Below are 7998 nucleotides of genomic sequence, written 5' to 3' on the forward strand. Positions count from 1 at the left end.
CTCAATGCGCCGCGGCGGTTTGGGTCTGCGCCGGGGTCTGCGCCGCTCGCGGCTTCGCGTACCAGTAGCTGATCACCCAATCCTCGTACTGGTAGGTCGCCGGCACGATCTTCGGAAAGCCCATCGTGGCCTTGTAGCCGATGCGCGCACCCGGCGCGTAGTACTCGGGCACGAGGTAATACGAGTTGATGAGCACGCGATCGAGCGCGCGAGTCGCCGCTTGCAGGTCTTCGATCGTGGTGGCGGCAAGCGCGGCGCGAATCAGCGCGTCGACCGCCTTCGAGCGGATGCCCGGATAGTTTTCCGAACCGATCTGCGAAGCCGCCGCGCTGCCGAAGCGGCGTTGCAGCTCCGCGCCCGGAATCGTCACCGGCGGATAGATGAAGGTGGTCATGTCGTATTGGAAATTGTCGAGGCGCTTCTGGTACAACGCGCTGTCGATCTCGCGCATGTGCGCCTCGATGCCGAGCACGCCGAGCGCCTGCATGTACGGCAGGATCAGGCGATCCATGCCGGGCTGATCGTCCATGATCTCGATGGTCATCGGCGTGCCCTTCGCATCGCGCAGCGCGCCGTCGCGGTAGTGCCAGCCCGCTTGCGCAAGCAGGTCGCGCGCGACACGCAGATTGCCGCGCAATGAATTCGGCGCGATGGTGTCGGGCTGCTTCGTCATCGGCCCGAATACCTCGGGCGGCACGCTGTCGCGATACGGTTCGAGCAGCGCGAGTTCCTTGGGTCCGGGCAGGCCGGTCGCGCCGAACGGGCTCGCGTCGAAATAGCTATGCGTGCGCCGGTATTGACCACGGAACATCATGCGGTTCATCCAGTCGTAATCGAAGGCCATGCTCAGCGCGCGGCGCACGCGCACGTCCTGGAACATCGGCTTGCGCAGATTGATCAGCAAGCCCTGCATCTGCGCGGGGCCGTCGGCGAATTCGCCCTTTTTCAGCATGCCGTTCGTGAAGTTCTTGCCGACGTACTTGCGGGCCCACTGCGTCGCGCTGTATTCGACGACCACGTCGGCGTCGCCGGCCTTGAAGGCTTCGAGTTGCGTGTAGTGATCGCGGTACAGCTTGAACGTGATGCTCGCGAAACGGTACATGCCGCGCCGCGACGGCAGATTCGCGGCCCAATAGTTCGGATTGCGGCGGTAGGTGATCTGCTTGTCGTTCTTGCGCGACTCGATCAGATACGGGCCGCTCGCGATCGGCGCCTCCGAGGCGATCTGATCGAACGGCGGGCGCGTGCCGTCGGCGCGCATGCCCCACTTGCGCGAGAAGATCGGCAAGTCGCCGGCAATCAGCGGCGCCGAGCGTTCCGCATGTTTGAAGTCGAAGCGGACGGTGGCGTTGTCCACCACGACCGCGCGTTTGATCACCGCGAACTCCGCGTTGAACATCGGCGAAGCCTGCGGACTCGTCAACGTATCGAACGAATATTTGATGTCCGCCGCGGTAATCGGGTCGCCGTTCGAAAAGCGCGCGGCCGGGTTGATGTGGAAGGTCGCCGAACCCAGGTCGGCGGCGACTTCCACGTCGTCCGCGATCAGCGGGTACTCGGAGGCCAACTCGTCCCAACTGCGCTGCATCAGCGTGTCGAACATCAGGCGCCGGATGTCGGGAGCCGGCGCGCCGCGCACCAGAAACGGATTCAGCGAATCGTAGGTTTGCAGCTCGTCGTAGTTCTGGAAGCTGAGCGTGCCGTCGGCGGGCGCGCTGGGATCGGCGTAGTCGAAGTGCGTGAAATCGGCCGGGTATTTGGGCTCGTCGTATTGAGCGATCGACGGCCTCGCCTGCGCGGGCGCCGCGCTCAAAGCCAGGCTCACGGCTAGCGCCATCGTCCATGCCGCGCTCAGGCTCAGCAGTGGCGCGCGCGTGAGCGGGGGCACGGCGCGCGGCCAGCGAAACTTCACAAGTCTCATCTTCGGAATGCGTGTGGATGCGTGTGATTGCGTGTGGATAGACGCCGGCTCGCGGGCCGGCCTGGCATGTCACGCACTACGTCGCGCGATACGTGACGCACTACGTCGAACCGGCGCGAGGACGGCTTGCGGCCGTCGCTCGCGTTCCCTTCGCCGACGCGCGTTGCCGCCGCGCGCCGTGCTTACTCGTCGTCGCTCGCGGCGGTCTTGAACGAGAACGCCACTTCACCGACGTAAGCCTCCGCGTTCTTCTCGCATCGATACGACTTCGCCGCGCTGATGACCGCCTCGTTGAACACCGAGGTGGGCGGCGTGACGCGCATGATCTTCACGTCGTTCACGCTGCCGTCCGGGCTGATCGACAGATGCGCGATCACGGTCGCCGAGATGCCCTCCTGCAACGCGCGGCGCGGAATCTGCGGCTGCACGGCCTGACAATGGCCGCGGCCGTCGACCACCCCATGCAGCGCGGGCGGCGCCGCGGGCACGGGCGGCGCGGCCGCGGCCGTGGCCGGTCCGGGCGCGGCGTTCGCCGTCGCGAGAGCGGGCGCATTCGCGTTCGGATTGGCAGCCGGCGCGATGTTGGCGGGCTTCGGCGTGGGCGACGGCATCGCCGGCGGCGGCTTGGGCGTCGGCAGCGGCTTGGGCTGCACCTGCTTCGGCACGGGCTTGACCGGCGTGGGCGCGGGCGGCGGCTCGAGCTTCTTCACTTCCGGCGGCGGCGGCGGCGGCGCCATCTCCACCTGCATCACCTTGCGCGCGGGCGGCGGCTCCTGTCTGAAGCTCACCTGCGAAAGTCCGGCGACGATCAGCAGCTCGACCACCAGCGCCACTCCCACGGCCGTCTTCATGGACATGCGGCCATGCTGCGCCGGCGTGGACTCTGCCCAGAGTGCGCCGTTCAGGCGACTTCGCGGGTCTTTCATGTCGAGTACCGGAGAGCTCATGTCGTCGGATTGGTCGCCAGTGCTACCGAGCTGATGCCCGCCGCGCGCACCAGGTCCATGACCTTGACGATGTTCTTGTAGCTCGTGCCTTCGTCGCCGGCGATCGCCACGTCGACCTTCTTCGCATCGTGGACGAGCCCTTCGAGATGCGCGGTCAATTCGGTCGGCGTGACGGGCTTCGCGTCCAGATAAATCTCGTCGCTTTTGGTGACGCCGATCGACACCTTCACCGTCTGCTGCAACTGCTCGGCCGTGCTCGATTGCGGCAGATCGAGCTTGATGCCGGCGCCCTGGATCATCTTCAGCGTGGCGAGCATGAAGAACACCAGCAGGAACATCATGATGTCGATCATCGGGATGATCTCGATGCGCGCCTTCTCTTCCGCGCCCAGGTAATGGCTGCGATGGTTACGCATGATCCTTCTCCTTGACGGTTCTTCAGGCGGCGAAGCGCGACACGAGCAGCGACTTGATCAGGTCGAACTGATTGACCGTCATGCGGATGCGCTTGTTGAAGTAGTTCAGGAAGATCACGCAGATGATCGCGATGGTGAGCCCACAGGCGGTGGCCGTCAGCGCGTGGCCGATGCCGCCCGTCACGCCGTTCGGGTTCGAGGTGCCGCTCGCGCCCAGCACGTTGAACGACTCGACCATGCCGATGATCGTGCCGAGCAGGCCGAGCAGCGGGCCGAGCGTCACGGCCGTATCGAGAATCCACAGATTGCGGTCGAGGCGCGGCATCTGGAACATGATGGTTTCCTCCAGTTCGCGCTCCACCACCGCTTCCGGTTTGCCCTGCACCTTCAGCGCGCTCTTGACGAGTTCGCCCTGCACGGTTTGCTTATAGTGTTCGGCGACCTTGCGCGCGTCGCCCAGATTGGCCGGCTCGACCATTTTCAGATCATGTTCGAGCGTCTTGCCCGCCTTGACCGCTCGCGAGAAGAACATGAAGCGCTCGACGATGATCGAGATGCCCAGCAGGAAGATAAAGGCCAGCAAGGGAATCAGGCCCATCGATTGAACTGAATAGTTGATAAGGGTATTGAGCACGGGGAACTCCCTATTACGTGTCGAACAAAGGCAAGCCGCTCCGGTCTCGATGACGGAGCCGGAGCGGCCGACTGACTAAACGGACTGCTGATGCATCAGAAACGGTACGTCGCGCCGACCTGGAAGAAGCGGCCGATGTTGGTGTAAAGCGACTGGTCGTAGCCGGTGATATCCGGGGTGGCCTGCCACTCCACGTCGAACGGCGGCTTGCGGTCGAAAATGTTGTTGATGCCGCCGTAGATCGTCCAGTGCTTGAAGCCGCGATACGTCGCCATCAGGTTGAACTGGCTATACGAGGCGACCGACAACGTGCCGCCGTCGCCGAACTCGGCCGCCACCGCATTGGTGTACGGACCGGTGTATTGCCAGGTCAGCGTGGTGGTGAACTTGCGGTAGTCCCAGCTCAGGCTCGTGTTGCCCTTCCAGCGCGGATTGCTGGCGCCGAACGGTTGCAGCAGCGCGAGGTTGTTGCCGGCGAAGTCCTGGGTCGGCGCGCCCGGGCTGTTCAGCTTGAAGTGCCACACGTACACCCAGTCGCCCGCCAGCGTGAAGGTGCCGTACTTCGTGCCGACCGACTTGCGGAAATTCATGTCGAAACCGTCGGTGTCGAGCGAGCCGAGGTTGACGAACTGTTGCTTGATGTAGGCCACCGTGCCGTCGGGATTGCGGATCACCGTGGCCGGGTTGTTCGCATCCATCACCGCGTTCGGATCGTTGGTGCCGATCACGCCGTCGATGTGAATCTTGTAGAACGCCGCGCCGATATCCGTGGACGAGTCCGGCGAGAGCTGGAAGCCGATGTTGTAGTTCTTCGTGTGCTCAGGCTGCAGATCCGGATTGCCGTTGGTCTGCTCGGTCGTGAAGTGCTTGGTCGGCACGCCGCTCGGATCGTTGGGATCGACCAGGTTCTGGTGACCGAGGTACACCGCCTGCGAGTTTTCAACCAGCGTCGGCGCACGGAAGCCGCGGCTGTACGACGCGTAGGTCGTGAGCGCCTGCACCGGCTGGAAACGCAGCGCGAAGCTCGGCGAGAACGCGCCGCCGAAATCGCTGTAGTGGTCGTAACGGCCCGCTTGCGTGAACGTCAGGTTGCGGATGATCGGAATATCGACCTGGTAGTAGACGGCGGCCACATTGCGCGAACCGTCGACCGTCTGAATGTTGGCCGGCGCGGTGATGCCCTGCGCGCTATAGGTGCGCGAGTTGATGAGCGAACTCTCGTGACGGAACTCCGTGCCGAAGCCGACGCCGACCGGGCCGCCCGGCAGATTGAACAGGTTGCCGGTCGAGGTCTTGGCGGTCACGCTGTCGAGCTTGGAGATCGCCTGCTCGTAGTCGTTCTGGAACACGCCGTTCAAGCCATTCGGCGTGGCCGACGGGTTCGAGAAATTGAAGCCGCCGTTCTGCAGGATGCTTTCCACGCCCGCCACGTTCAGCACGTTCCGGTAGGTGGTGTCGACCGTGCTTTGCGAATGGCCGTAATCCGCGGACCAGTCCCAGTCGCCGAACTTCTGCGTGGTGAACGAGCCCTTCACGCCGGTCGACGCACGCCAGAACGTCGATACCGTATCGGCCGAAACCGTATTCGGGAACGTGTAGCTGATCGGCGTCGCGACGCCGAAGGGGTTGTACGGGTTGCTCGCCGAGACGGTGCGCGAGAGCGGCAACGCCGAACCGGTCGCCGGGTTGAACGCGTTGGTCGTGCTGGAGAGCGCGGCCGGGCCTTCGTTCTGCACGGTTTCGTTGCGGCTCACCCACAAGTCGGCGTAGGCCTGCACGTCGTCGTTGATCTTGAAGGTGCCGCGCACTTTCGCGTTCAGGCGCGTGATGCCCGGAACCAGCGAGGTGGTGCTGGCGGGATTCGATTTACACGTCGAGCCGTCGTTCGCCGACACGCTGCCGGGCGGGCACGGGCTGAGCGCGACCTTGGTGCCGTCGGGCGCGGTCCAGTACGACTGCTGGTTCGGACCGAGTGGGCCGGCGAGGCCGCCGGGGAACTGGCTGAAGTCCTGATTGGCGGTGAGCGAGCGATCGGCGAGCGACGAGCCGCTGTCGCGGTAGTAGCTGGCCGCGGCTGTCACGTTGAAACGGTCCGAGTTCAGATCGCCGATGCCGCCGAGCACGCTGAAACTCCCTTGCGCGTCGCCGGGATGCTGCGCCTTGCCGAGCTGGCCGTCGATCTGCAAGCCCTGAAAGTTCTTCTTCGTGATGATGTTGACCACACCTGCGATCGCATCGGAGCCGTACACCGACACCGCGCCGGTCTTCACGATGTCGATGTGGTCGACCATGTTGAGCGGGATCGAGTTGACGTCGAAGAACGTGTCGGTGAAGTTCACCGCCTTGCCGTAGTTCGCCACCCGCTGACCGTCGACCAGCACCAGCGTGTACTTCTCGCTGAGCCCGCGCAACGCGATGCCGCCGCCGCCCTGCGCGGAGCTGTTCATCGTCGTTTGTCCCCAACTGCTGCCGGAGTTCGCGGACGTGCCGCGCAGAAAGTCCGCCACCGTCGTGTAGCCGCTCTGCTCGATCTCCTTCGGCGTGATGGTCTGCACTTCCGTGTTGCCGACCTTGTCCGACGTGCGGATCAGCGACCCGGTGACTTCCACGCGTTCCATTTTGGTCACGTTGCCCGTGTCCGTCGCGGCCGGTGCGGCTTCCGATGTCGTCGTTGCAGCGGCGCCACCGGTCGTGGCCGGCTGGCTTTGCGCGAACGCGGGAGCGGCGATAGCCGCCGACAACGCGAGTTCAGCCCAAAGTATTCTTTTGATGGCCAACGCCAATGCCCTTTGTTTCATTTTCCCCTTCTCACTCGTCAGTAAGACCACACCCTGTTGTGCAAAGAAAAGTCTTGTGAACTTCTCCGCTCGATTTACAGCGACGACGCACCACTTTTTGCAAAAGTTGCCCCGAATCTGTGCAATGCACTAAAACGAGCAAATGCATATAAATGATTCGGCAATACAAGGGCACTTAAGCTTTCTTAAAATCGCAATCGTGATTTCTTACAGAACAGTAAACCCATTGCTTTCTAATTCATTTCGATCGCCGCAAATGCAGGCGCTCGGCGGAATAATGTTTTTTCCGCGAGCGATATCCTGCGTAATCACAAGACGCACCTTCTGAATACCTAAATATTTATTTCTTGATTGCTTTAGAACTTTTGCTGTGCTGGTTCGACGGGGACAACCTCGAGGTGCGAGCCAAGATAGTCGACATCTTCGGCGACTGTCTCATCAGCTCCTCGGGAAACGCCCTATCGTCCGCGTTGTCGCGGCGGCTTGTTCCTTGTTATCGGGTGGCGGAAACATAGCAAGACAGAATCGCTTCGTCAAAATTTGTTTGATATAAGCAAATAAGTTTTCATGTGCCGTGGCGTATGAAGCTCAAAAACGGAGGTCAAAGGGCGGCGCTCGCCGAGTGGCGGACCGCATCGAAAGCCGCTTAATCGTGCGACGGCGAGAAATCCAGCGCGAGCGAAAACCGCGGCCGCTAAATGCGGTCGCATGACTTCAAAATCGGCATGGAAAGCCTGAAGACAAATAGCAGCGCAATGCGTGCGGATGTCTCGCCGGCCAGGCGCTATTCGTGATGAAGGCGCTTGATGGAAGGGGACAATATCAAACCAAAAACGGCCGTCAAACTTTTTTTGATGAATGAAGACCTGATTGGTACACCGGCCTCATTAGATAGATGCCTCTAAATTGTCGAGGCGCTCCCGGCGAATCCCACTATGTCGCGAATCGCGGCGACTAAACAAAGCGCGCCGCGCACTAACAGGCTGCTGAAGTATCGGCGGTAATGTCATCGCTGAAGGCCCCTGAAGCGTTGATGGAAGACCCCCACTTGCCCCTTGGAGATCATGCGCGGCGCCGACACATTCACCGAGAGTTTGTTTTCCATGCGCAAGCTGGACGACTTCGTTCCGAAGTCGCATCCGTTGCGTTCGATCCGGGTGATGGCGAACGAAGCACTGGTGAAGATGGATCGGTTGTTTGCCGGGATGTACGAGGCCGACCTCAAGGGTGGGCGGCCGAGCATCGCGCCGGAGAAGTTGCTGCGAGCCATGCTGATCCAGGT

At 62.4% G+C, this 7998-nt stretch carries 6 protein-coding genes; 1 reads left to right on the forward strand and 5 read right to left on the reverse strand.

Features of this window, described 5'->3' with window-relative positions:
- Position 1: 1 nt before the first annotated feature.
- The 5 genes from BUE39_RS18155 to BUE39_RS18175 all read right to left on the reverse strand — a co-directional run bounded on the left by BUE39_RS18155 (position 2) and on the right by BUE39_RS18175 (position 6716).
- On the reverse strand, positions 2 to 1921 hold the full coding sequence (locus BUE39_RS18155) for an extracellular solute-binding protein (protein ID WP_073430101.1): 1920 nt from the start codon (positions 1919 to 1921) through the stop codon (positions 2 to 4).
- A 182-nt stretch (positions 1922 to 2103) separates the two neighbouring features.
- Positions 2104 to 2778, reverse strand: a complete 675-nt coding sequence (locus tag BUE39_RS18160; protein ID WP_235004893.1) for an energy transducer TonB — start codon at positions 2776 to 2778, stop codon at positions 2104 to 2106.
- 86 nt (positions 2779 to 2864) lie between these two features.
- Entirely contained in the window at positions 2865 to 3284 is a 420-nt protein-coding gene (locus BUE39_RS18165; protein WP_073430103.1) for an ExbD/TolR family protein, read from the reverse strand.
- 22 nt (positions 3285 to 3306) lie between these two features.
- On the reverse strand, positions 3307 to 3918 hold the full coding sequence (locus tag BUE39_RS18170; RefSeq protein WP_073430104.1) for a MotA/TolQ/ExbB proton channel family protein: 612 nt from the start codon (positions 3916 to 3918) through the stop codon (positions 3307 to 3309).
- Positions 3919 to 4013: 95 nt separating this feature from the next.
- Positions 4014 to 6716, reverse strand: a complete 2703-nt coding sequence (locus BUE39_RS18175) for a TonB-dependent receptor plug domain-containing protein (protein ID WP_073430105.1) — start codon at positions 6714 to 6716, stop codon at positions 4014 to 4016.
- A 1064-nt stretch (positions 6717 to 7780) separates the two neighbouring features.
- Here BUE39_RS18175 and BUE39_RS18180 point away from each other — a divergent pair.
- The coding region (locus tag BUE39_RS18180; RefSeq protein ID WP_073430120.1) for a transposase at positions 7781 to 7998 on the forward strand (218 nt) is incomplete at its 3' end.

Source organism: Paraburkholderia terricola, from assembly GCF_900142195.1.
GTDB lineage: Bacteria > Pseudomonadota > Gammaproteobacteria > Burkholderiales > Burkholderiaceae > Paraburkholderia > Paraburkholderia terricola.